We start from the raw sequence: 20,893 nt of genomic DNA on the forward strand, positions 1-20,893 counted from the left end.
GGGGACATCGGGCCGTTGCTTCGAGTCTCAGCGACTCTCAGTATTCCGGGCGTTTCCGCCCGGAAGGTTCGTGACGGTGTCACCAGAGCGCGAGTTGCTCGCGCCTGGTGTCCTGTCGACGATCTCTCGTTTCCGTCCCCTGGCGGGTGTTGCGCCAGCCGCCCGCGTGCCTGTCCCCTTGCGGGTTCGGGCGGTGCGGGTCTTCTGCTTGGCTCCACGAGGCTTCGGCACCACCACAAGGGTGGGGCCCGGGTCTCCGGCCACTCCGATACCCGTTTCACGGTTGGCCGCCGCGAGGGCGGCCAGGTTGTGGCCTGCGTTCGCGTCCCGGTCCAGGACGAATCCGCAGGCGTCGCACTCGAAGACACGCACGCCGAGGGGCAGCTTGGCTTTCACCACACCGCAGCGGGAGCAGGTCTTCGAGGAGGGCATCCAGCGGTCGGCGACGATCAGACGTCCACCGTGGCGCTGGGTCTTGTAGGTGAGCTGGCGTCGCAGTTCCCCGAACGCCGCGTCGGAGATACGGCGGGACAGACGCCGGTTGCGGACCATGCCTTTGATGTTGAGGTCCTCGACCACGACGGTGCCGTACTCGGCAGGGATACGTGCGGTGGCCTGGTGGAGATGGTTCTCCCGCAGGTTCGCCACCCGGTGGTGCACCCGGTTGCGGACCGCGTTGGCTTTCTCCCAGCGGCGGGACGGGGCCTGTCCGGTGCGCCGGTCCGGGCCGCGTCGGCGGGAAGCGGTCCGCGATGCCTTCCGGAGCTGCGTGAGGGCCTGGTCGTAGTGCTTGGGGTTCGCAACCTCGCGGACTTCACCGGCCGAGTCCGCCATGACCAGGAGAGTCTTCACACCGAGGTCGATCCCGACCGCCGTGCCGGGCCGGGTGGCAGGGACGATAATGTGGCGTTCCTCGGTCTGCAGGACCGCGAACCAGCGGCCCCGATCGAACCGCACCGTCACCGACAGAATCCGCATCCCGCCTTCGGCGATCGCGTCCACGAGAGGCTGGGCGTCCTCGTGGAGGCGGATCCGGCCGAGGCGGGGCAGGACGATATGCCGCCGGTCGTCGAGGCGGATGGTGCCGGTGGTGAACTTGCACGCCGGACGGGCCTTTCGCTTCGACTTGAAACGGGGCCTGCCCATCCGGGCGCCCTTGCGCTCGCCGCGCCGGGACTTGGCGTAGTTGTCGAACGCGGCGGCAGCGTTCGCGAGGCCGGTGTTGTAGGCCTCCTTCGAGTTCTCCGCCCACCACTGCCGCAGGAACGGGTCGGTGTGTTTGGCCTCGTTGAACGCCTTCCGCAACGACGGCAGTGACCACGACCGCCACGGAACCCGTTCTGCTTCGGGGATGCCGTAGGTTTCCTCAGCCGCGCGCTGCGACCAACTCGCCAGGACATGCCGCACCGCCCAGTTGTAGGCGACCCGCGCCGCCCCGCAGTGCGAGGCCAGAGCCTGCAGTGCGGACGCGCCCGGATCAAGGGCGAGTCTGTGGCCCACTACGTGGAAGCCGGGCCGCGCCTCGAACCCCCGGCGCTTCCTCTTCTTCCCGCTCCCGGCAGGCTCCGCCCCGCTCACCCGGTCGTCTCCGCCGCCGGGGCGGTGGCCTCAGCGACAGCGCGGGCAGCACGGTCCTTCGCAGCCCGCTGCCCGTACAGTCGGGCACACATCGAGGTGAGGACTTCGGTGATGTCCCAGACCAGGTCGCTGGTCGTCTCCTGCGGATCGAGCACCACCAGGCGCCGGCCGGAAGCCGACAACGCCGATTCCAGATGCTCGACGCCGAAGCGGGCTAGCCGGTCGCGATGCTCCACGACGATGACGGCAACGGCCGGGTCCGACAGGACACGGTGCAGCTTCCGCCGCTCCCCGTTCAGTCCCGACCCGACCTCGGTCACAACCTCGGCAACGGCGAGCCCCAGCCCGCCTGCTCCCTGGACGACACGGGAGACCTGCCGGTCAAGATCCGCCTTCTGGTCGCCGGACGAAACGCGGCAATACGCCACCGTCCGCCCGACAATCCCGGGAGAGGACTCTTCCACCAGCCACATACCGGACGGCGTCTGCACGACAGGGACCGGCATACGGCCCTCCTTCGCCCAGGTCCACGCGGTCTGGTAGTGCACGCCGTTGCGTGCCGCCCACTCGGAAAGCTTCACACCAACAGGATAAAGACTGATGAAGGCAGATAACTACTGATAAGAAATACGACTGTTGTTCACCCCCTGGGACGGCGTGTGGTGGTGTCCCGCGCTACTTGCGGTTGTAGAGCCGCATCGTCACCGGGCCGAAGACCGCGACGAACAGTCCGGCCCAGCCCAGCGACCACGCGATCTCCGCGGCCGGCCAGGAGCCGTCCATCAGGCCGCGCACCGCCGAGGACAGATGCGTGATCGGGTTGTTGTTGACGAAGGCCTGCAGCCAGCCCGGCATCGTCTCGGGGCGGACGAAGATGTCGCTCAGGAAGGTCAGCGGGAACAGGATCATCATGCTGACGCCCATCACCGACTTCTCCGTGCGCAGCAGCAGGCCGAACATGGTCCACACCCAGGAGAAGGCGAAGGAGAAGATGATCAGGAGGAGCACCCCGCCGAGCACTCCCTGCACGCCGCCGTCCGGGCGGAAGCCCATGATCAGGCCCACCGACAGCATCACGACCGACGCCATCGCGTAGCGCAGGGCGTCCCCGAGCAGATAGCCGACCAGCGTCGACGGACGCCAGATGGGCAGCGAGCGGAAGCGGTCGAAGACACCCTTCTCGATGTCGATGTTGACCGCGAGGCCCGTGTACATCGTGATCATCGTGACGGACATGACGAGGATGCCGGGCAGCAGGTACTGGATGTACTCGCGCGGGGAGCCCGCCAGGGCGCCGCCGAACAGATACGTGTACATCAGCACCAGCATGATCGGGAACGCCGTCACGTCGAAGAGCTGCTCGGGCACGTGCTTGATCTTGAGCATCGCCCGCCAGCCGAAGGTGAGGGATGTCCGGATCGCGTTCGGCCGCGGCGGGCGCTCGGTGGCGACGAGCAGCGCGGCCAGGCTCTCGGTACTGACCGGCGCGAGGTCGGCGGTGTCTGTGCCGTTGGTGGGCTTGGTCGCGGTGCTCATGCCGTGGCCTCTTTCGTCTGCTGCTGTGTCTGCTTCGTCGGCGGCTGGGGTGAGGTCTCCGCGTGGTCGGACTTGCCGGTGAGGGCGAGGAACACCTCGTCCAGGCTCGGCTGGCCCAGGGAGAAGTTGTCGACGGTGATGCCCGCGTGGGCCAGCTCGGCGAGGGCGCGGGACGCCTTCTCCGCGGCCCCGGCCCCGTTCGACGAACCGTTTCCGACCCGGGCCGTCAGCGCCACCGGGTCCGGCTCCAGCTGGATGTCCGCGTCGAGGGCCTGCCTCAGCAGCCGCTCGGCGTCCGGCCGCTGGTGCGCGTCCCGCAGCCGTACGTGCACGGCTCCCGCGCCGACCGATGCCTTCAGCTCGCCCTTGGTGCCCTCGGCGATGACCTTGCCCTTGTCGATGACGGCGATCCGGGCCGCCAACTGGTCGGCCTCGTCCAGGTACTGGGTGGTGAGCAGGACCGTGGTCCCCTGGGCGACGACCGCCCGCACGATCTCCCACACCTGGTTGCGGCTGCGCGGGTCGAGGCCCGTCGTCGGCTCGTCAAGGAACAGCAGGTCGGGGGTGTTGAGGATGGACGCGGCGATGTCGATACGGCGCCGCATGCCGCCCGAGTAGTTCTTCACCTGGCGGGCCGCCGCCTCCGACAGACCGAAGGCGTCGAGGAGCTGGGCCGCGCGGTCGTACGAGGCCTTCTTGCTGTGGCCCGTCAGCCGGGCCAGCAGCACGAGGTTCTCCGTGCCGGTCAGATCCTCGTCGACCGAGGCGTACTGCCCGGTGAGGCTCACCCTGGTCCGTACGGCGTCCGCCTCCCGTACGACGTCGTGGCCGAAGACGTGGGCCTCGCCGCCGTCGGGGCGCAGCAGGGTCGCCAGCATGCGCACGGTCGTCGTCTTGCCTGCTCCGTTCGGACCGAGCAGGCCGTACACCGTGCCGGCCTCGATACGCAGGTCCACGCCGTCGACGGCGCGGTTGTCGCCGAAGGTCTTCACCAGACCCGCCGTCTCGATGGCCGGCCCGGCCCACTGGTCGGTGCGGTTCTTGCTGGTCATGTCGGTCCGCCCATCCGCGTCGTTCTCTCGGGTCGCTCTTGGTGTCGGGTCGCTCTTGGTGTTTCGAGGTCCTTCTTCGAGGTCTTCGAGTGCGCTCGCGCCGCTTCCGTAGCTCTCAGGGTGCGTCCGCGGGGCTCGAAGGGCATCGGTCGGGCGACGCAGTCCTCGATCGGTCTTGAGATGCAGACCCCGCGACGCACGAAAACTCATCGGCGCGGAGGCAGGAGATTTTCACGCGGTACGCGGGCGACGGATCCGGGCGGGTCCCCGTGGTCTCCGTGCTCGGTCTCCGCGGTCCTCCCTGGGCTCCGGTGGAGGGTTCACCCGAACGGGTGTTACCTGGTTCTGGGGACGGAGGGGGAGAAGGAGGCCGATCCATGGGCATCACTCCGGCCCTGAGGACCCTTGCGACCGCCCTGGTGGGCGGCGGTGTGCGGACGGTGGCCGCCGCCGGTACGGCGACGGCGGGCAGTTCGATTCCCGGCGGTTCGTCGGCGGGCGACTCGTTCGTGGACATCGGCGGGGCGGGGATGCCGCGGCGCTCCGGCCCCCGCGAGAGCCGGAGCCTCTCCGGCTCCTTGGACACCTCGGACTCGGGCTGGGAGTGGGTGCCCGGCAGGCGGTGAGTCCGAGGAGAACGGGTGGCCCGGGACGGGGAGATGTGGGTGAGGCCCGGGCCACCCGCACACGTACAGCGGCCTGTGCCCGACTGGCACAGACCGCTGTACGTCGTGTTCGTCGTGCGCCGGTTCAGTCCTCCGTCGTGTAGTAGCGGTAGAACACCACCGCGAACACGGCCGCGGCGATCACGAGGGAGTGGCCCGCGGACTTGAGGATGCTGGCGTCCGTGAGGCTGTAGAGGAAGCCGAACGCGATGCCCGCGAACACCGCCCACGCGAGAGCCCGGGCCTCCCGGGGAAGGCGTGGGGCGACGGTGTGGATGCCATGGGCGACCGCGGCGAACACGACCGCCGAGACCACGCCCAGGAGGACGTTCCAGCCGGTGATCGGGCCCGAGTGCCGATCGATGCCGGACGTCCAGAAGCCGTAGACGATGCCGCCGAGCGCCGGGATCGCGAGTTTCGCGGAGAGCGCCATTCCTGTGGCGGTGGGTGTGCGACGTGGTGCGGGTGCCGCGTGAGTCATCGGGCACTCCTCTCTTTCGCCCCTGCCTTCCAGAGCACACCTGGGCGACGCCCGTGGCAAGTCGTGTGCCATGTGCGGGTGCGCGGGGGCTGGTCGCGCGGTTCCGGGCGCCCCTGAAAGCGGGGCCGCATACCCGTTCCACCCATTCCTCTGCCGCATGGCTCCCATGCGATCCAGTCGCTGGTGGAATGTGCCGCCTCGCCCTAGCGTCGACGGGGCGGCCGTGCACGGGCCGCTCCGATCACCGCGGGGGGTCTGACTTCCCCATGCCGGACGAGGGGAAGTGCCGTGTCCCGAAGGACGCAGCAGCTCAGACGGACGACGAGTACGCGGGGGCACGACGGTGACCGCCCGAGCCCGCCCGCTCGCCGCCCCGACCGCCAGGACCCGACGACGAACCGGCCAGGGCGTGTCCGCGTACCGCTGCTGCTCACGGTCGTCACGGCTGTGCTGCTCAGCGCCTGCGCGGGAGCCGACTCCGACCCGGCCGAGGGCGGCGCCACACCGGCCGCACGACCGACCCCGACGGCGACCTCGTCTCCGACCCCGCCCCCGTCTCCGGCCGCAGCGCCCACACCGACCACCGCCGCCGAGATCGCCGAGGCCGTCGACGACTGGTACGTGTACGGAGGCGAGACGGCGATGGTCAGCTTGACCAAGGAAGCGGTGAAGGCTCAAGCGGGCCGCCCCAGTGCCGAAACGAACGTGGTGACACTGGACTTCGGCGGTCTCATGGTGGCGCTCGACACGGCCCGGGTGTTCGGTTCCCTCCCCGACCCCTGGACCCGGACGGCCTGGTCGGCCGCCATCGAGCACCTTGACCAGGGCGCGCGCGAGGTCCTCGATTCGGCGCCGGAGGACAGCCTGATCCAGTCGCCCGCGGAGGCCGGACAGGCGCTGCGGGGGTGGCACACGTTCGACAAGAGCCTCAAGGCCGCCCAGGCGCGACTCCACCGCGTCTTCGGCCTGCAGCCGTCTCCGGACCCGTGGGCAGCGACGAGTTAGCACCCGCACCCGCACCCGCACCCAAAAACGAGCCGGCGGCGGCCAAGTAGGACAGTCGGCGTGCGCCGGGCGCGCGGGCGTGCTTCGCTGGGCGGGTGAGCGGCGCGGATCCGGGCAGCCGCGCCCGGCGGCAGCAGCTTCTCCGGGTACGCGGCCTCAGTGTGGCCTGGGTACCACCCCTGCTCCTGCTCGTGGCCATCGCGGTGGTCGACTGGAACACCTCGGGCGAGTTCCGGGTCATCTCCTGGATCGTCCTCGTCCCCGGCATCGCCGCGGCGATCTGCGGCGTCCGGGGAACGGCCGCCTTCGCCGTGCTCGCGCTCTTCACCTACATCGAGGTCGACGCCTCCTGGCCGCACCAGGACCAGACCGGCCTGCCGGACTTCATCCTGGTCGCCGTGGGCGGTGCCCTGGCGACCCTGGCATGTGCCGTACGGGTCCGGGAGGAGCGGCGGATGCTGCACATGCGGGACGTGGCCGAAACGACCCGCCGTACCGTGCTGCGCCCCCTCCCCACCCCGTGGGGCGGGCTCGACCACGCGGCCGTGTACCTCGCCGCCGACAGCGAGGCCCGCGTCGGCGGCGACTTCTACGACATCCAGCCCGGCCCGTACGGCACCCGGGTCCTCCTCGGGGACGTCCAGGGCAAGGGCCTGCCCGCGGTCGCGGCGGCCGCCGCCCTGCTGGGCACGTTCCGCGAGTCCGCGTACCACGAGGCGTCCCTGACCGTCGTCGCCGAACGGCTGGAGGTACGGATGGGCCGTCACCGCCAGTACGTCACGGACCTCGGCGAGGACCTGGACGGCGACCCGGCGCGGGGCGTGGAGCGCTTCGCGACCGCGGTCCTCGTCGCCTTCCCGCCCCCGGGCTCTCCCGCGGGCCACGTCGAGGTCGTCAACTTCGGCCACGAACCCCCGCTGGTGGCGGGCCCGCGCGGCGTACGCGTCCTGCCGCCCGGCGACGGCCTGCCGCTCGGTCTCTCCGGGCTGGTGGGGTCCGGCGCGGGTGTCCCGCCCGTCCGCAGGGTCCCCCTGGCCGCCGACGAGACCCTCCTCCTCGTCACCGACGGTGTGACGGAGGCCCGGGACGCCGACGGCGTCTTCTTCCCCCTCCACGAACGCGTGACCCTCGCCGTCTCCACCGACCCCACGACCGCCCACCCCCACCGCCTCGTGGAACTGGTCCGCGAAGGCACCCTCCACCACACGGCCCACGTGGCGGACGACACGACGATCTTCGCGGTACGGCCGGTCCCGTAGGGGGCGCGGGGCTGTGACATCGGGCGGCTCCGCCGCGTGGGCACGACAAGCTCTCACTCACCCACAGAGGCCGAACAAACCGCCACCACCCACCCCCTATCACCCCCACCCCAACACCCTTTGCACCCGCACCGGTTACCGTGCTGACCGTGGTGATCCAAGGGCAGGAGACAACGGCGATGCCAGGAACCGTATTGCTGCTCGCGGCGTCGCCGACGGGCAGGGGCTGCCTCGTGGACGCCGCGTCCGTACTTCCCGTACTCGCCGCCGTCGCCCCCTCCGTGCTCTCCGGCACGGACACGGCGAACGTCGTCGAACTGGCCGACCCCCTGGAACCGCAGGCCGTCCTCACCCGTCTGCGCGCCGCCGCGACGGCCCCCGGACCGTTCACGGTCTTCCTCACCGGCCAGCTCCAACTCGACCGCCGCCAACGGCTTCCGCACCTCGCGCTGGCCCGTACGACCGCCGCGACCGTCCGCTACACCGGCTTCCCGTGGCACTGGATCCGCGAGGAGATCCGGCTGCGCGCACCGGGCAGCACGGCGGTCGTCGTCGACCTGCACGCGGACGCGGAGACCTGGCAGCACCTGGCCACCCAGCCGCTCACCGTGGGGCCGGGCGCCCTGCTGTACGGCCGGATCGCCCCGCCTCCCCCGCGACGGGCGGTGGCGTCGCCCACGTACATGAAGTCCGTGGCCACGATCCTGCGCAGCGGTCACCGTCCCCCGCTCGCGCACCTCCACCAGCAGGCGCTGACACGGTCGTCGGGGGAGGACCCGGAGGCGGCCCGCCGGGACATCGTGCTGGCGGTCGACCCCACGCAGCCCACGCCGCCCATGCAGCCGCCCATGCGGCCCGTCCCTGGGTTCCGGCCCGCGCCCCCTCCCGCATCCGCGCCCGTCCCGGTGTTCGTACCGGCCCCCGCCTCCCCCGCGACTCCTCCGCCCCCGCCCTCCGACCCCCACGCCGAGATCACCGCCGCCGTCGAGAGCGGGAGGCACGCCGAGGCCGCGGAGCTGGCCGGGCGGCAGGAGCGGGAAGCGCTGGGCGCGCACGGGCCCGGGGCCGACGAGGTCGTGCACTGGATGGAGGTACGGGCGGATCTGGCCATGTTCGCGGGGGACGCGGAGCTCAGCTGCCGGATCTGGCTGGCCGTGGCCGACGTACGGCTGACCGCCGGGCAGGAGCCGCGCGCCCCCGGTGTCGAGGCGGCCGTGGACCGGGCGCATCACCAGTGGGGCCGGATCGACGACTCCGCGCGGGCCCGTGAGCTAGGGCCCGCCCTGGCCGACCTGCGCCTGCGCGTGCCGGGGCGCCGGCAGGGGGCACTGGACGACGTCCAACGGCACCTCAGCCGGCTTCAGGCACAGGTGTAACACCTGCCACCGGTGCTACCGGTGTCACCGGTCCTACTGGGCAAAGCACCGGGGCCGGTTCACCGAGGGGACAGCATCTCCAGGGCCCCCGACACCAGCGTCCGTACGCCAGGACCGACCGTCGCCAGGTCGGGGGCGAAGTGCGGGCTGTGGTTGCTGGGCACGGCCGAGAGCTGTTCCATCAGGTTGCCGCCGGCCGCGCTCCCCGCGGCGTCCCACACCTCGGCGGGCGTGCTCGTCACGAACCAGTACGCGTACGGGAGTCCGCCGTCGGCGAGGAGCGGGAAGTCCTCGCTGCCCATGACGGGCCCGAAGTCGAGGACCGCGCCCGCGCCGAACACCTCGCCGTGCACGGCGGCCACCCGGCGGTCGGTGTCGGCGTCGTTCACGGTCATCGGGAAGCTGCCGCCGACCGTCACGGTGGGCTCGCGCGGGCAGCCCGCCGCCGCGCACTCGCCCGCCGCGATCCGCCGGACCGCGGCCAGCATCCGCTCCCGCACCTCGGCGGACTGCGTACGGAGGTTGAGGGCGATGTGGGCCTCGGACGGGATGATGTTGTGGCGCGTGCCCGCCTCGATCCGGCCGACCGTGAGCACGGCGGGATCGCGGGCGGCTGTCTCCCGCGAGACGACCGTCTGGAGCCTCGTCACGATGTACGCGGCCGTCACCACCGGGTCCACGGTCGCCTCGGGCCGCGAGCCGTGCCCGCCCACCCCGTGCACGACGATGTCGACGTCCGTCGAGGCCGACATGATCAGCCCGGGCGAGTGCGCGTACAGCCCGGCGGGACCGGGGGCCGCGTGCTGGGCGAGCAGGACGTCGGGGCGCGGAAAGCGTTCGTACAGGCCGTCGTTCACCATCGCGGCGGCGCCCTCGCCGGTCTCCTCGGCGGGCTGGCCGACGACCAGCAGCGTGCCGTTCCAGGTGTCGCGCCCGGCGGCGAGCGCGTCGGCGGCGCCGGTGAGCCAGGTGACGTGCAGATCGTGACCGCAGGCGTGCATGACCCCGGGCACCCGGGACGAGTACGGCAGTCCGGTCTCCTCGGCGACCGGCAGCGCGTCCATGTCACCGCGCAGCAGGACGGTCGGCCCGTCGCCGTTGCGCAGCATCCCGACGACTCCGGTGCCGCCGACACCGTCCACGGTCTCGTACCCGGCCGCCCGCAGCCGCCCGGCGAGCACCCCGGCCGTGCGGTGCTCTCTCTTCGACAGCTCGGGATTGCGGTGCAGGTCCCGGTAGAGGTCCTCCAGAGCGGGGACCGGGAGGCCGGCGGTGAGATCCAGCGCGGTGCGTGCGGCGGGAGAGGTCACCGGGTCAGGGTAAGTCCGTACGCCGTCGTGTGGGCGTGACGTGTTTCTTCAAGACCGTCGTGTGCGGGCGCTCCTAGACTCCGGCCATGGATGAGATCGAGCTGCTTTCGGGTGTTCTGTCCAAGACCGGTGACCTCGTCGAGGGTGTCGGGTCCGGGCGGCTGGGTGCTGCGACGCCCTGTGAGGACTATGACGTCGAGAGGCTGGTCGATCATCTCGTCGGCTGGCTGCTGCTGTTCGAAGCCCGCTGTCACGGCCGCGAGTTCGACGCCGACCCCGCGCGGTACCGGTCGGGGCCGGACCCCGCCGGTGAGTTCCGGGCCGCGGCGGCCGGGCTGGTCGCCGGGTGGGAGAAGTACGGCTTCGACCGCGAGGTGGGCGTGACCGGCGACGGCAAGCTGCCCGCCGCCATGGTGCTCAACATGACGCTCATGGAGTACACGGTCCACGGCTGGGACCTGGCGGTGGCCACCGGGCAGCCGGTCCCCTTCACGGAGAAGGAGGCGGCCGAGATCCTGGCCCGCGCCGAGGTCACCCTCCCGCCCCAGTACCGGGGCGAGGGCATGCCCTTCGGCGACATCGTCCCGGTGGCGGAGGACGCCCCGGCCGCGGACCGCCTGGCGGGTTTCCTGGGCCGGGACCCGGCGGCCTGGACCCGGTAGAGGGGCGCCGGGCTGTGCGGGGCGGTTCAGGTGCTCGTCAGAGCGGCGGGTGCGCCGGCGCCGGACCCAGTGTCGTGGTGCCCGGGGCGGTCCGGTGCCCCAGCCCCGTGCGGTACGCGTCCAGCGCCGCGTCGATCCGCCCCGTACGCCGCAGCAGATCCCCCAGCAGCCGGCACAGGTCGGCCAAGTCGCCTGCGGCGCCCGCCCGTTCGAGGAGGCTGAGCGCGCGCACGTAGTGCTCCTCGGCGGTCTCCGTGTCCCGGGTGTCCTCCGCGATGATGCCGAGCAGCCGGTGCGCCGCCGCGGAGTGGACGGCCCCGCGCTCCGAACTCAGGTCCCCGAGCACGTCGTGGAGCAGGGCCGCCGCCTCGTCCGACTTCCCGCGCCGGTGCAGCACGTCCGCCAGTTCCACGGCGACCTGGCTGGTGTAGAGCGTGGCGCGCTGCGCGGAGTGCATGGCCTGCGCCTCGCGCAACTCGCTCTCCGCGCGCTCCATGTCGCCGTTCTGCGCGTGCATGTACCCGCGCATCCAGTGGCAGTTGGCGAGCTCCGTACGGATCTGGAGCTGGCGGTACAGCTCCGCCGCCTTGCCCAGGGAGGCGTCCGCCTCGGCGATGCGGCCCTCGGCGATCATCGTGCGGGCGACGGACCGGTGCATTCGGGCCAGCAGCGCGGGGTCGCCGACCTGGGGGGCCAGCGCGAGCGCGTACTCCGCCGCCTGTGCGGCCCGCGCGTGCGCTCCCATGTCCATGTACGGGGCGATGACCGCCGCGTAGAGCAGCAGCAGGGCGTCCGGATCGTGCAGCCCGCCGCGGTTCAGCTCGTCGATCGTGGATTCCAACAGGTAGCAGGAGTACCGGAGTTCACCCGCGAGGTAGTGCGAGACCGCCCGGCCGCGCAGGGCCGGGACGCGGACGGGCAGCGGGGCGTCGGCGAGTCGTTTCTCCGACTCCTCGAAACGCAGCCGGGCCGTCCCCAAGTCCCCGGTGGCCAGGGCGCATTCGCCGAGGCCGAGGAGCGCGGCCGCGCACTCGGCGTTCAGCCCGTGCGACTCCGCCTCGGCGAGCAGCGCGGCGTACTGCTCGGCGGCGACCTCCGCCTCACCGGTCGCCAGCGTCCGCTGGGCGTCGGTGAGCCGCAGCCGCAGGTCCGTGGCGAGGTGTGCGGGCCGCCCGGTGGCGAGCTCCTCGTAGGCGACGCCGAGCCGCTCCGCGATGTGCCGCAGCGCCTCCTCGGAGGGCCGGACGCGGCCCGCCTCCAGCGTGGAGACGTACGCGGGTGTGTAGGCGGGTTCCGCCAACTGCTTCTGTGTCAGCCCGCGTTCCGTACGCAGCTGCTGCACTCTGCGCCCGATGATTCCCGGGTCGTCGCGCTCGGCCATGGCGTAAGCATGCCAGTAAGTCGACTTACACCCGCACGCTATTCAACTTCCCGTTGTAAGAGGGCAGTTAAGGCGGGCGGGCAGGCGGCCGATCGGCTCAATGCGGCCCTTGCCCTTGGGGTCGAGCACGCCCTAGGTTAAGCGGCGCGTTAAGCGCACGATGACGCAGACTTAATACGCTGGCCTACGTTGACGATGCGAGGTTGCCGCCGTGTTCCGACGCATTGCCACGCGCTACTTCCCGGCCCGGTTCCTCACCGCGCTGGGAGCCGCTGTGATCGCGTTCGCCGCGCTGATCAGCGCGGCGGAGGCGGGGCCCCACTAGGGTCCCGCCCTGCCCCTCGAAGGCAGGGGCCGCGCCCCTGCCTTCAAGCCCCCGTCGGCCCCGTCGGCCCCCGTCGGCCCGCCGTGTCAGTGCGTCAGCACTCGCCTCGCCAGACCACGCGGGTGATGGTGAGGCCCGCCTCGGCGTTGGCCTTGTACTTGCCGGGGCCCGGGTTGTAGTGGAAGCAGTCGGTCGACGGCCCCCCGCCCAGGAGCGACGTCACGTCCACGTGGTCCGCGCCCGGGAAGACGGTTCCGTTGTTGAAGATGGAGCCGACTGCGAGGTTGCCGGACCAGTTGCCCGCGGTCTTCAGGACGAGCCGTCCCGTCTGGTCGGGGCCGCTGTAGGCGCAGAAGTTGCCCTTCCCGCAGCCGGGCGGGTTCGCCTCGGCCGACGCGGTCGGGGACACGGCGAAGACACCGAGGAAGGCGGCCGCGACGGTTCCGGCGCCCAGGGTGACGAGTCGCTTTCCGGTCAGCATGATGAGAACTCCTCCGTGGTCAGCGCTCGTGTGGTCAGCACTCGCGTCGTCAGCACTCGCCGCGCCATACGACCTTGGTGATGTGGACGCCCTCGGCCGCGTTCACCTTGTAGGCGCCCGGGCCCGGGTTGTAGTGCAGACAGGCCGTCTCCCCGCCGCCGCCGGGCGACGTGTACGTCACGTCGACGTGGTCGGCGCCCGGAAAGGCGACCCCGTTGTTGAACACCGAACGGACGGCGACGTTCCCGGACCAGTTCCCCTTGGTCTTGAGGACGAGTTGGCCCGTCTGGTTCTCTCCGCTGTAGGCGCAGAAGTACTCCTTCTCGCACCCGGGCGGATCGGCTTCGGCCGAAGCGCTCGGCGCGGTGGCCAGCACGGCAGTGAAAGCCGCGGCCGCCACCGCCCCGAAAGCGGCACGTTTGCGCATGTCGTTCTTCCCCCTTGGCCGTTGTGAAGATCTTGGTCGCGTACGCCTCTTCAGGCTGCCCGGTACCGGCTGTTCCCGCCAGGTGTTTCGGCGCGCGCCGAAAAGGGCTGGTGGAGGGCTGGAACGGTGGTGCGTGCGAGCCCCTCGCGGCCGTGTGGCGTGCGGCGATACGGGGAATGGTGATGGCGAGTCGGCGCGAAGGGATACTTCGTGATCTTCGAATACAAGGGAACATCTCACGCCGATGCCTGAGTCGACCGCCCCACCGACTGTGAGAGTTTGCCGTGCTCCGAGTGCATTTCACGTGCGAAGACCTGCTCAGAACCCGGGTCGCCGCCGCGCCGGACCCGTTGTGGGAGACCGTGCTCAGCGCGAACCTGCTGGCGACGCGTCAGGGCGGGGCCGTCTTCGGCGCGTGGCGCGCTCAGGCACGGGCCGGGCTGCGGCGGCTGCCCCGCCACCAGCTGCACCTGGTGAGGACGTTGGCGCCGCCCCGGGGCAGCTTCCCCGACTTCCTGAATCCGGCGGAGGCCGCCCAGGGGATGTCGGAGGGGGTGCGGGCGATTCTGTCCACGCCCCGCCGGCGGCTGGCCGAGGAGATGAGCGTGCTCAGCGCGGCGCCGTCGTGGCTGCGTCCGCTCGCGGACGGTGAGCCCGCGGCCCTGGAGCACCTCGGGCAGGCGCTGCACGGTTACTTCCACGCGGCCCTGACCCCGTACTGGTCCGCGGTGCGGGCGCAGATCGAGGCCGACCGGGCGGTGCGGGCGCGGGAGATGCTGAGCGGCGGTGTCGAGGCGCTGCTGTCGAGCCTGGGTCCGTCATTTCGCTGGCGGCCGCCCCATCTGGAGGCGGAGTACCCGCTCGACCGTGAACTGCGCCTGGACGGAAGGGGGTTGCTCCTGGTGCCGTCCGTCTTCTGCTGGCAGGCACCGATCACCCTGACCGACCCGCGCCTGCCGCCCGTGCTGGTCTATCCGGTCGCCCGGACCCACCACTGGTGGCTGCCCCAGCAGTCGGGTGCCGGGCCCCGCACGCTCGGCAGACTCATCGGCCAGGGGCGGGCCGCCGTCCTCCAGGCGCTGGAGGACGGCGGCACGACGAGCGAGGTGGCCCGGCGCGCGGGGGTGACCTCCGCGACGGTCAGCGAACACGTCAGGATCCTGCGGGAGGCGGGCCTGACCGCGTCGGTCCGCGACCGGAACACCGTGCTGCACGTCCCCACCCCGCTCGGCCTCAGCCTGCTGACGGCGAACCGGTCCGGTGAGGCGCGACAGCGGGGCACGGAGGCCGAGGAAACGGCCTAGGGCCCTTCTGATGGATCTCCGCGGCGTCGCGACGCCCGGCACGCACGCTCGCCGCACGGCGCGAAGGGCCAGGTGGCTCCGCCACATGACCCTCCACACCGCACGCCGATCGCACGCACCGACCGCCGCTCCTTCTCCCACGGAGATCCATCAGAAGGGCCCTAGTTGTCCAGGCGGACCGGCATCAGCAGCGAGAAGGTGTCCTCGGTGTCGGGCCGGCGGATCGCCAGGGGAGCCGTGGGGGCGCCGAACTCCAGCACCAGCCGGTCGCGGGCCCCGGCGGCGAGCGCGTGCAGCAGGAACCCGCGATTGACGGCGACGTGGTTCCGGCCGACCGTCCCCGCTTCCCTCGCTTCCCCCTCCTCCCCTTCCTCACCGTCCGCGCAGACGGTCACCGTGCCGTCGGCCGCGGGCTTGAGCACGCTGAGGTCGCAGGGCTCGCCGTCCGGCCCGGGCGCCTCGCTCGTACGGACGGGGCCGGTCTCCAGCGCCTCACGGAACGCCCGTACGTCGATGACCACGCGGCGCCCGGCCGGCAGGCGGACGAGGCGACGGTAGTCGGGGAAGTCGTGGTCGAGGCACTGCCCGGCCGCCTGCCGGTCCCCGGCGTCCAGCGTCACCCGGGAACCGTCCACGGAGAGCTCGACAGGTCCGTCTCCGTCCTCACCGCTCAGCAGCGCCCGCATCGCGTCGGCGAGCGGGGCGGGCACGACGACCTGTTCACGTGCCCCGTCGTGCCCGGTGACGCGAGCCTGCGCGACGGCCATCCGGTACCGGTCGGTGGCCACGACCCGAAGCGCCTCGCCCTCGACGTCGAACAGGACGCCGCCGAGCATCGGCAGCTCCGGGTCGGTACCGGCGGCGAAGCGGACGGCGTCCAGCGCGGCGGCCAGTTCGGCCGCGGGGACGGTCAGCCGGACGGCGGCGGTGCGGAGCGATGTCATGGGTTTCTCCCTGCCTTCGAGTAGCGCTCGGACCGCGGAGAACTCGCTGCGGGCATCGGACAACCCCAGTTCGAGCCGGCGCAGATGCGCCTGAAGCAGCTTCCGTACGAGATCGGTGTCCGCGCCGGACCAGCCGGCCAGCACCAGCCGGATGTCGGGCAGGGGCATACCGGCCCGGCGCAGCCGCGTCAGCAGCCGCGCCTCCTCGCACTGCTCGGGGCCGTACCAGCGGTAGCCGCTCACCGGATCCACCCAGGCGGGGACCAGCACCCCGGCCCGGTCGTAGAACCGCAGGGCACTCACACTCAGCCCGCTGTCCCGGGCCAGCTCCCCGATACTGCGCATCTCGCTCTCCACATCCGGAACTCTGGGCCCTGCACAAGGTCGAGGGTCAATCCCGACCGGCAGGCACCCGCCGCGAGACGGATGACCAGGGGCTAGGCCTCGTCGGGTTCGGGCGCGAGCATCATGTCCTTGCGGGAGTAGAGCGGCAGTCCGCTGGTGTCGAGCTTCCAGGTGCCCACGTCGGTGGTGATGGCGAGCGGGGTCCCGTAGGGCTGTTTGTGGAGGCGGTTGCCGTATGCGGGACGTCCTCCGGAGGTGTCAATGTCCCACTGGTAGGTCCAGGTGCCGTCGCGGGGGTCGAGGATCAGATAGTGCTCGATGCCCATGGCTGGGTAGTCGCGGCTCTTGGCCTCGTAGTCGTTGGCGGGGTTCGACGGCGAGACGATCTCGATGGCGAGCAGGATCTCGTGCGGGTCCAGCGGATCGTCGGTCAGCATCGCCTCGCGCGTGGTGACGATGAGGTCGGGGATCCGGAGCTTGCCGAGGGCGCCGTCGTCGGTGTCGGTGGCCTCGAAGGCACCGATGCCCTCGGGCAGCTGTGAGACGAGTTGGTCGCGCACGTCGGAGGCGGTGACCTGGTGACGCGGGCGCGGGCTCATCATTATGATGAACGTCCCGTCGCTGATCTCGGGGTAGGTGAAGCCGCGTGGCGGCGTCAGATGGGCGCGCAGCTCACGCAGATGCCGATAGATGGCCTGCTGAGACATGGCCCACTCCTTGCTTCCCGTCATTCCACCAAGCTATCGCCGATCGTGTCGCGAACGGCTGACAGTCACCTGCTGGGTAAAACGAGGACCCCGCACAGAAGCACCGGTTAGCCTGCGCAGACGTACGTGCATACATACGTACGAACGAGTACATGGGGGGCGGGAAGCAAGGCGCGTGGTGGCAAGGGGCGTGGAGACCAGGGGCACGGACCTGGGCGGCGCGGACACGGGCGGTGCCGAGAACCGCCCCAGTGCCGCCGACGGGATACGGCTCGTGGTCCGGGTGCTGGTGTACGTGGTGGTCGGTGGGGTCGCGCTGGTCGTGATCGCCACCGTCGGATCCGTGCTCGGGCCGATGGTCGCGCTCGACATCGCCACGCCCGCCATGGCCGCCTGGTGGACCGTGTTCACGGCGGTCGCGGTGCAGGGCATCCCCTTCCTCCTCCTCGGCACGGTGGTGTCGGCGGCGATCGGGGCGTTCGTGCCGGAGCGGGTCTTCAGACGCGTACTGCCGAAGAACCCGGCGCTCGCCGTGCCCGTCGCGGGGGTGGCCGGGGCCGTGCTGCCCGGCTGCGAGTGCGCGTCCGTCCCCGTGGCCGACAGCCTGATGCGGCGCGGGGTCGCACCGGCGGCGGCGCTGGCGTTCCTCCTCTCGGCCCCCGCCATCAACCCGGTCGTACTCGTCGCCACCTCCATCGCCTTCCCGGGGAACCCGGCCATGGTCGGCGCCCGGCTCGTCGCCTCGCTCGCCACCGCCGTGGTGATGGGGTGGCTGTGGGTGCGGTTCGGGAGGGAGGAGTGGCTGCCGACGCGGCGTACGCCGGAGGTGGGAGCCGGAGCGGCCACCGGCGGCTGGCGGGGCTTCCGGGACGGGCTGCAGCACGACTTCCTGCAGGCCGGAGGCTTTCTGGTGCTGGGCGCGGCGGCCGCGGCGACGTTCAACATCCTCGTTCCGCGGTCCCTGCTGGACGTGTTCACCGGTTCGCCCTGGCTCTCCGTCCTGCTGCTCGCCGTCCTCGCCGTGGTGCTGTGCGTGTGTTCCGAGGCGGACGCCTTCGTGGCCGCCTCACTGACCGGCTTCTCGCCGACGGCCCGGCTCGCCTTCATGGTCGTCGGCCCGATGGTCGACCTGAAGCTCATCGCCCTCCAGGCGGGGACCTTCGGGCGGGCGTTCGCTGTCCGGTTCTCGGCCGTCACGTGGGTGGTGGCCGTGGTGAGCAGTGGGGTGGTGGGCTGGTGGCTGCTGTGACGACCCGACCGCGTACGCGTCTGCGGCCGCGTCCGCAAGGGGTGCTGCTCATCCTGTGCGGCGCAGCACTCCTGCGGATCGCCCTCTTCAGCGAGCTGTACCTGCGTTATGTGAAGGAGGGCCTGCGCCCGTACCTGGTGGTCTCGGGCGTGGCACTGATCGCGCTGGGCCTGGTGGGCATGATCCGCCGCGACGAGGACGCCCACGAGGACGAGGACGCCCACGAGGCCCACGAGGCCCACGAGGAGCATGGCCGGGAAGCCCGAGCCGGGCATGGCCATGACCACACCCGCAACCCGCGCATCGCCTGGCTCCTCACCGCCCCCGCCCTCGCCCTCCTCCTCTTCCCGCCGCCCGCCCTCGGCTCGTACAGCGCCGGACGCGAGGAGGCCAGGGCCGCCGCCCAGGGCACCGGCACCTTCCCCGAACTGCCTGCCGGGGACCCCGTCGACCTGACGCTCGGCGCGTTCGCCTCCCGAGCGGAGTGGGACACCGGGGCGTCCATGAAGGACCGCACGGTCCGCCTCACCGGCTTCGTGACCCGCGACGACGACGGCACCTGGTACATCGCCCGGCTCCTCGTCACCTGCTGCGCCGCCGACGCGCAGGCGCTGAAGGTCGAGATCCGCGGCGCGGACGCACCCGCCGCCGACGCGTGGGTGACCGTCACGGGCACCTGGCACCCGACGGGCAAGCCGGGCTCGGACACCGCGCGCCCCGTCCTGGACGCCGCGTCCGTGAAACAGGTCCCGGCACCTTCGGATCCGTACGAGAAGCGTTGACCGGTCGTGCGGCTCCGCGGGGCCGGTCGTGCCCACGCGGAGGAGGCGCACATGTCACGGCCCCGCGCCCCTGAAGGGACTGCGCCTCCTCCACTGCGGCTCAACGCGCCGCTGAACCCGGCCCCGGTCCAGGGCCCGGCCTCTTCGTCCACCCCGGTGGCAACCAGCCCAGTCGGTCCGGCTCGCTCGTCGGTGGTCTGGTGCGGGCCAGGAGGATGGCGACGTCGTCCTCCGAGGCGGCGGGGTCGAGGTGGGCGATGACGGTGTCGAGGAGGGTCGGGAGGGGTTCCGTCGGGCTGATGGGGAGGGTGGCGAGGGCGTGGAGGCCTGTTTCGATGTCGCGGTCGCGGCGTTCGACCAGGCCGTCGGTGCACAGGAGGAGGACGGAGCCCGGGGGGAGGGGGACCGTGGTGGCCGCGAAGGAGCCGAGGCCCACGCCCAGGGGTGGGGCGACGGGGAGGTTGAGGAGGGTGCGGGTGCCGTCGGGGGTGACGAGGAGCGGGGGGATGTGGCCCGCGTTGGAGAACGTGACGCGTTCCCGGCGGGGGTCCAGGAGGGCGATGAGGCAGGTTGCCACCCGGTCCAACTCCAGGGTCAGCGCGGTGCGTTCGGCCTGGAGGAGGATGAAGTCGGGGCTGCTGCCCTGGATGGCCAGGGTGCGCAGGACCGAGCGGTACTCGCTCATCGCCGCCGCCGCGCGGACTCCGTGGCCCATGACGTCCCCGACCACCAGCAGCGTGCGGTCGTGGGGGAGCGCGAGCGTGTCGAACCAGTCGCCGCCCACCTCCGCCCCCGAGCCCGCCGGCAGATAGCGGCCCAGGGTCTCCACGCCCGGGCCCGTGACCGTGGGCGCGTTCAGGAAGGCGCGCTGCATCTCCAGGGCCGTCTCGTGTTCCCGCGTGTAGCGGACCGCGTGGGCGATGCCGGTGGCGGCCCGGTCGGTGAGGTCGCCGAGCAACGCGGTGTCCGCGTCGGTCAGTCGGGGTGAGTCCCCCGCCCGGAACACCATCACCGCGCCCACCAGCTCCTCGTGGACCGCGAGCGGGAGGAAGATCCCCGAGTGCGCGCCCATCCGCAGGTAGTGCTCCTTGCGCTCGAACGACGGCAAGAACTGGCGCATCGCCTCGTCGTCGGGGTGGCTGAGGACCAGCGGACGCTGGTCGGTCAGGACATGCGCCATCGGGGAGCCGGCCCGGTGCACCACGAACTCGTCGAGCCGGCCGAGCGGGGAGGACACCTCCGCCAGGTCGGGGGTGGTGGCCAGCGCGATGCGGCGCAGGCGCAGCGGGTACCGCTCCGAGGGCACCCGGGGCGTGCCCTCCGGGTCGACCACGTCCACCGCCGCGTAGTCCGCGAAGCGTGGGACCAGCAGGTCGGCGAGCGCCTGGCAGGCCTGGCGGAGGTCGAGTGTCGCGCCGGTGGTGCGGTTCGCCTCGTCCAGCAGGGCCATCCGGTTGCCCGCCCGTACGAGGTGCTCGCGGCCGCGCAGCGCGTCGGTGACCTCAAGGACGACGGCCGCCACCCCGATGGTCTCGCCGGACGACGCCGACAGCCGGTGGTAGGCGCCAAGCCACCACCGGTTGTCCCCCGCCCCGTCGGCCGGGGTCTGCCCGCCCACCGTGACGACCTGCGGCACCCCCGTGCGCAGCACCTGTTCGAGGAGCTGCTCCGACGACTCCAGGTCCGGCAGGAGGTCCGGCAGCCGGCGGCCGATGTGGTCGGCGGCCGGGACGCCGTTGAGGAGGGCCAGCGCGTCGTTGACGTAGAGGTAGCGCAGGTTCCGGTCCAGGACGGCGATACCGGCCGGGCAGCCGTCGAGGATCCGCCGGGCCAGGGTCAGTTCCGACAGCAGCCGCTCCGCGTGCTCCCCCACCCCCTCGGCACGGTCCACCGCGTTCGCGACAGCCGCCAACTCCTCCTGGGTGAGCAGGACGCGCGGCGTGGGCTGAACCTGGTCACCGGGCACCCTCCCACGGCACCACGCCCCCGCCCCACCCACCAACGGGCGGGGCCGTCCGGGTGAC

20 protein-coding genes are annotated in these 20,893 nt (G+C 71.9%); 8 read left to right on the forward strand and 12 right to left on the reverse strand.

The genetic code is table 11. The features are described 5' to 3' along the window. Window positions 1–27 precede the first annotated feature (27 nt). From tnpB to ACH4YP_RS11110, 4 genes are all read right to left on the reverse strand, one after another. Window positions 28–1,578 (reverse strand): IS607 family element RNA-guided endonuclease TnpB, encoded by a 1,551-nt coding sequence (tnpB, locus tag ACH4YP_RS11095; RefSeq protein ID WP_398490311.1) that lies wholly within the window; start codon window positions 1,576–1,578, stop codon window positions 28–30. Next, the gene (locus ACH4YP_RS11100; RefSeq protein WP_361057733.1) at window positions 1,575–2,159 is read right to left on the reverse strand and encodes an IS607 family transposase; all 585 of its coding nucleotides are present in this window, start codon (window positions 2,157–2,159) and stop codon (window positions 1,575–1,577) included. The genes tnpB and ACH4YP_RS11100 overlap by 4 nt, the downstream gene beginning before the upstream one ends. A gap of 94 nt (window positions 2,160–2,253) precedes the next feature. Continuing rightward, the gene (locus ACH4YP_RS11105; protein WP_361057735.1) at window positions 2,254–3,114 is read right to left on the reverse strand and encodes an ABC transporter permease; all 861 of its coding nucleotides are present in this window, start codon (window positions 3,112–3,114) and stop codon (window positions 2,254–2,256) included. Then, a complete protein-coding gene (locus ACH4YP_RS11110) occupies window positions 3,111–4,166 on the reverse strand; it encodes an ATP-binding cassette domain-containing protein (RefSeq protein ID WP_326729494.1) in 1,056 nt (351 codons plus the stop codon). Before ACH4YP_RS11110 ends, ACH4YP_RS11105 begins: the two co-directional genes overlap by 4 nt. Before the next feature lie 377 nt (window positions 4,167–4,543). On the opposite strand from ACH4YP_RS11110, the gene ACH4YP_RS11115 reads away from it, so the two are divergent. After that, window positions 4,544–4,792: a hypothetical protein gene (locus ACH4YP_RS11115; RefSeq protein WP_361057739.1), complete on the forward strand. Its 249-nt coding sequence runs from the start codon at window positions 4,544–4,546 to the stop codon at window positions 4,790–4,792. A 124-nt stretch (window positions 4,793–4,916) separates the two neighbouring features. Here the strand turns inward: ACH4YP_RS11115 and ACH4YP_RS11120 are convergent, their stop codons facing one another. Further along, window positions 4,917–5,312, reverse strand: coding sequence for a hypothetical protein (locus ACH4YP_RS11120; protein WP_361057741.1), 396 nt, complete (start codon window positions 5,310–5,312; stop codon window positions 4,917–4,919). Between the two features lie 288 nt (window positions 5,313–5,600). On the opposite strand from ACH4YP_RS11120, the gene ACH4YP_RS11125 reads away from it, so the two are divergent. The 3 genes from ACH4YP_RS11125 (at window position 5,601) to ACH4YP_RS11135 (ending at window position 8,952) form a co-directional block, all read left to right on the forward strand. Continuing rightward, complete coding sequence (locus ACH4YP_RS11125) at window positions 5,601–6,317, forward strand: hypothetical protein (protein ID WP_398490313.1); 717 nt, start codon at window positions 5,601–5,603, stop codon at window positions 6,315–6,317. 95 nt (window positions 6,318–6,412) lie between these two features. After that, entirely contained in the window at window positions 6,413–7,576 is a 1,164-nt protein-coding gene (locus tag ACH4YP_RS11130) for a PP2C family protein-serine/threonine phosphatase (RefSeq protein WP_361057745.1), read from the forward strand. Window positions 7,577–7,755: 179 nt separating this feature from the next. Further along, window positions 7,756–8,952 (forward strand): hypothetical protein, encoded by a 1,197-nt coding sequence (locus ACH4YP_RS11135; RefSeq protein ID WP_398490316.1) that lies wholly within the window; start codon window positions 7,756–7,758, stop codon window positions 8,950–8,952. Between the two features lie 59 nt (window positions 8,953–9,011). Here ACH4YP_RS11135 and ACH4YP_RS11140 read toward each other — a convergent pair whose 3' ends face one another. Next, window positions 9,012–10,262 carry an amidohydrolase gene (locus ACH4YP_RS11140; protein ID WP_398490318.1) on the reverse strand — a complete coding sequence of 417 codons (1,251 nt, stop codon included), beginning with the start codon at window positions 10,260–10,262 and terminating at the stop codon, window positions 9,012–9,014. 86 nt (window positions 10,263–10,348) lie between these two features. On the opposite strand from ACH4YP_RS11140, the gene ACH4YP_RS11145 reads away from it, so the two are divergent. Next, entirely contained in the window at window positions 10,349–10,924 is a 576-nt protein-coding gene (locus ACH4YP_RS11145; protein WP_398490320.1) for a TIGR03086 family metal-binding protein, read from the forward strand. Window positions 10,925–10,961: 37 nt separating this feature from the next. Here the strand turns inward: ACH4YP_RS11145 and ACH4YP_RS11150 are convergent, their stop codons facing one another. The 3 genes from ACH4YP_RS11150 to ACH4YP_RS11160 form a co-directional block, all read right to left on the reverse strand. Next, window positions 10,962–12,305, reverse strand: coding sequence for a helix-turn-helix domain-containing protein (locus tag ACH4YP_RS11150; protein WP_398490322.1), 1,344 nt, complete (start codon window positions 12,303–12,305; stop codon window positions 10,962–10,964). A gap of 419 nt (window positions 12,306–12,724) precedes the next feature. After that, the gene (locus ACH4YP_RS11155; protein ID WP_398490324.1) at window positions 12,725–13,111 is read right to left on the reverse strand and encodes a peptidase inhibitor family I36 protein; all 387 of its coding nucleotides are present in this window, start codon (window positions 13,109–13,111) and stop codon (window positions 12,725–12,727) included. A 49-nt stretch (window positions 13,112–13,160) separates the two neighbouring features. Then, window positions 13,161–13,538 carry a peptidase inhibitor family I36 protein gene (locus ACH4YP_RS11160; protein WP_361057755.1) on the reverse strand — a complete coding sequence of 126 codons (378 nt, stop codon included), beginning with the start codon at window positions 13,536–13,538 and terminating at the stop codon, window positions 13,161–13,163. A 293-nt stretch (window positions 13,539–13,831) separates the two neighbouring features. Here ACH4YP_RS11160 and ACH4YP_RS11165 point away from each other — a divergent pair, with 293 nt between their 5' ends. Continuing rightward, window positions 13,832–14,842 carry a winged helix-turn-helix domain-containing protein gene (locus ACH4YP_RS11165; protein ID WP_361057757.1) on the forward strand — a complete coding sequence of 337 codons (1,011 nt, stop codon included), beginning with the start codon at window positions 13,832–13,834 and terminating at the stop codon, window positions 14,840–14,842. 161 nt (window positions 14,843–15,003) lie between these two features. On the opposite strand, the gene ACH4YP_RS11170 is transcribed toward ACH4YP_RS11165, so the two are convergent. Together ACH4YP_RS11170 and ACH4YP_RS11175 are read right to left on the reverse strand one after the other, a co-directional pair. Continuing rightward, on the reverse strand, window positions 15,004–16,131 hold the full coding sequence (locus tag ACH4YP_RS11170) for a MerR family transcriptional regulator (RefSeq protein WP_398490326.1): 1,128 nt from the start codon (window positions 16,129–16,131) through the stop codon (window positions 15,004–15,006). A 92-nt stretch (window positions 16,132–16,223) separates the two neighbouring features. Continuing rightward, entirely contained in the window at window positions 16,224–16,838 is a 615-nt protein-coding gene (locus ACH4YP_RS11175; protein ID WP_361066978.1) for a Uma2 family endonuclease, read from the reverse strand. 211 nt (window positions 16,839–17,049) lie between these two features. On the opposite strand from ACH4YP_RS11175, the gene ACH4YP_RS11180 reads away from it, so the two are divergent. Continuing rightward, window positions 17,050–18,087: a permease gene (locus tag ACH4YP_RS11180; RefSeq protein ID WP_398490543.1), complete on the forward strand. Its 1,038-nt coding sequence runs from the start codon at window positions 17,050–17,052 to the stop codon at window positions 18,085–18,087. Further along, window positions 18,084–18,869 (forward strand): TIGR03943 family putative permease subunit, encoded by a 786-nt coding sequence (locus ACH4YP_RS11185; protein ID WP_398490329.1) that lies wholly within the window; start codon window positions 18,084–18,086, stop codon window positions 18,867–18,869. Before ACH4YP_RS11180 ends, ACH4YP_RS11185 begins: the two co-directional genes overlap by 4 nt. Before the next feature lie 100 nt (window positions 18,870–18,969). On the opposite strand, the gene ACH4YP_RS11190 is transcribed toward ACH4YP_RS11185, so the two are convergent. Then, window positions 18,970–20,835 (reverse strand): SpoIIE family protein phosphatase, encoded by a 1,866-nt coding sequence (locus ACH4YP_RS11190; RefSeq protein ID WP_398490331.1) that lies wholly within the window; start codon window positions 20,833–20,835, stop codon window positions 18,970–18,972. Window positions 20,836–20,893 lie beyond the last annotated feature (58 nt).

Origin of the sequence: Streptomyces sp. NPDC020747, from assembly GCF_044334695.1 — a bacterium.
Lineage (GTDB): Bacteria > Actinomycetota > Actinomycetes > Streptomycetales > Streptomycetaceae > Streptomyces.

Excerpts from the sequence above, each read along its gene's own strand:
- ACH4YP_RS11105 (WP_361057735.1), bottom strand. The coding sequence starts at position 3,114 with ATGAGCACCGCGACCAAGCCCACCAACGGCACAGACACCGCCGACCTC.
- ACH4YP_RS11110 (WP_326729494.1), bottom strand. The coding sequence starts at position 4,166 with ATGACCAGCAAGAACCGCACCGACCAGTGGGCCGGGCCGGCCATCGAG.
- ACH4YP_RS11115 (WP_361057739.1), top strand. The coding sequence starts at position 4,544 with ATGGGCATCACTCCGGCCCTGAGGACCCTTGCGACCGCCCTGGTGGGC.
- ACH4YP_RS11120 (WP_361057741.1), bottom strand. The coding sequence starts at position 5,312 with ATGACTCACGCGGCACCCGCACCACGTCGCACACCCACCGCCACAGGA.
- ACH4YP_RS11135 (WP_398490316.1), top strand. The coding sequence starts at position 7,756 with ATGCCAGGAACCGTATTGCTGCTCGCGGCGTCGCCGACGGGCAGGGGC.
- ACH4YP_RS11145 (WP_398490320.1), top strand. The coding sequence starts at position 10,349 with ATGGATGAGATCGAGCTGCTTTCGGGTGTTCTGTCCAAGACCGGTGAC.
- ACH4YP_RS11150 (WP_398490322.1), bottom strand. The coding sequence starts at position 12,305 with ATGGCCGAGCGCGACGACCCGGGAATCATCGGGCGCAGAGTGCAGCAG.
- ACH4YP_RS11155 (WP_398490324.1), bottom strand. The coding sequence starts at position 13,111 with ATGCTGACCGGAAAGCGACTCGTCACCCTGGGCGCCGGAACCGTCGCG.
- ACH4YP_RS11160 (WP_361057755.1), bottom strand. The coding sequence starts at position 13,538 with ATGCGCAAACGTGCCGCTTTCGGGGCGGTGGCGGCCGCGGCTTTCACT.
- ACH4YP_RS11170 (WP_398490326.1), bottom strand. The coding sequence starts at position 16,131 with ATGCGCAGTATCGGGGAGCTGGCCCGGGACAGCGGGCTGAGTGTGAGT.
- ACH4YP_RS11175 (WP_361066978.1), bottom strand. The coding sequence starts at position 16,838 with ATGTCTCAGCAGGCCATCTATCGGCATCTGCGTGAGCTGCGCGCCCAT.